The following is a 1,845-nucleotide window of genomic DNA, read 5'->3' on the forward strand; positions in this document are numbered from 1 at the left end:
CACTCCAGGGTGGCGAGGCCATCGATACGGCGGGTGTTGTGTTGGGCTTGGGGACAACCAGCCTGACCGGCGGTGCGCTGACCAACCGGAGCGGCGGCCAGATCCAATCCAATGGCGTCTTGGGTGTGACCGTGGACGGGGCGGTCCAAAACGACGGCACTCTCTATGGGTTGGACGCCACCACCGTGACGGCAGGCCGCTTCGCCCAGCGTGAAACGGGAAAGCTTCAGTCCGAGGGAGCCTTGGCCATTACCCTGGACGACGACCTGGATAATGCGGGCGCCATGGTCGGCCTGAAAACCACGACCCTGTCCATGGGCAACCTGGCCAACCGGGAAACGGGCAAGATGGAGTCCAAGGAGGCCCTTTCCCTGATCGTCACGAAGCAGGCCAAAAACGACGGCACCCTGCTGGGCGCGGATACCACGACCCTGTCGGCGCGATCCCTCGTCCAAGGGGCGGCCGGTTGGTTGCAAAGCGGCAAGGTCCTGTCTGTGAGCCTGGGGGAAGCCGGAGCCCCAGCTGCCCCGGATAATGGTCTGCTCGACAATGGCGGCTTGATCGCCGGGCTCGAGACGACAACCCTTTTCGGCGTCACTTTGACCAACCGCACTACGGGGCAGATCGAGTCCGATGGTGTCCTGTCCCTAAAGGCCAGTGGCACAACCACCAACGATGGCAAGATCATTGGCCTGAGCGAGACCACCCTGACCGGCGAAACCCTGACCGTCGGGGCCACCGGCCATCTGCAGTCCGATGGTGTCCTGTCCCTGACGGCCGGTGGCACAACCACCAACGATGGCAAGATCATCGGCCTGAGCGAGACCACCCTGACCGGCGAAACCCTGACCGTCGGGGCCACCGGCCTTCTGCAGTCAGAGGGGGGCCTGTCCCTGAAGGCCAGTGGCACAACCACCAACGATGGCAAGATCATTGGCCTGAGCGAAACCACTCTGACCGGCGAAACCCTGACCGTCGGGGCCACCGGCCATCTGCAGTCCGATGGTGTCCTGTCCCTGAAGGCCAGTGGCACAACCACCAACGATGGCAAGATCATCGGCCTGAGCGAGACCACCCTGACCGGCGAAACCCTGACCGTCGGGGCCACCGGCCATCTGCAGTCCGATGGTGTCCTGTCTCTGACGGCCAGTGGCACCACCACCAACGATGGCAAGATCATCGGCCTGAGCGAGACCAGCCTGACCGGCGAAACCCTGACCGTCGGGGCCACCGGCCATCTGCAGTCAGAGGGGGGCCTGTCCCTGAAGGCCGGTGGCACAACCACCAACGATGGCAAGATCATCGGCCTGAGCGAGACCAGCCTGACCGGCGAAACCCTGACCGTCGGGGCCACCGGCCATCTGCAGTCAGAGGGGGACCTGTCCCTGACGGCCAGTGGCACCACCACCAACGATGGCAAGATCATTGGCCTGAGCGAGACCAGCCTGACCGGCGAAACCCTGACCGTCGGGGCCACCGGCCATCTGCAGTCAGAGGGGGGCCTGTCCCTGAAGGCCGGTGGCACAATCACCAACGATGGCAAGATCATCGGCCTGAGCGAAACCACCCTGACCGGTGAAACCCTGACCGTCGGGGCCACCGGCCATCTGCAGTCAGAGGGGGGCCTGTCCCTGACGGCCGGTGGCACAACCACCAACGATGGCAAGATCATTGGCCAGAGCGGGACCAGCCTGACCGGCGAAACCCTGACCGTCGGAGCCGCCGGCCATCTGCAGTCAGAGGGGGTCCTGACCATTAACCAGACCGGAGACGTCTCGGTTGGCGGAATGGTCCTCGGTCAGGACGAGACGGCTCCCATCGGTACGGCGCTGACTGCGGCCAACC

At 64.7% G+C, this 1,845-nt stretch carries 1 protein-coding gene; it reads left to right on the top strand.

Annotated features, from left to right (window positions below):
* On the top strand, positions 1-1,845 hold a 1,845-nt coding region (locus ACLIRY_RS26970), incomplete at both ends, for a beta strand repeat-containing protein (RefSeq protein WP_413208507.1).

The organism is Rhodospirillum sp. A1_3_36 (assembly GCF_047263945.1).
In the GTDB taxonomy this organism is placed as follows: domain Bacteria; phylum Pseudomonadota; class Alphaproteobacteria; order Rhodospirillales; family Rhodospirillaceae; genus Rhodospirillum.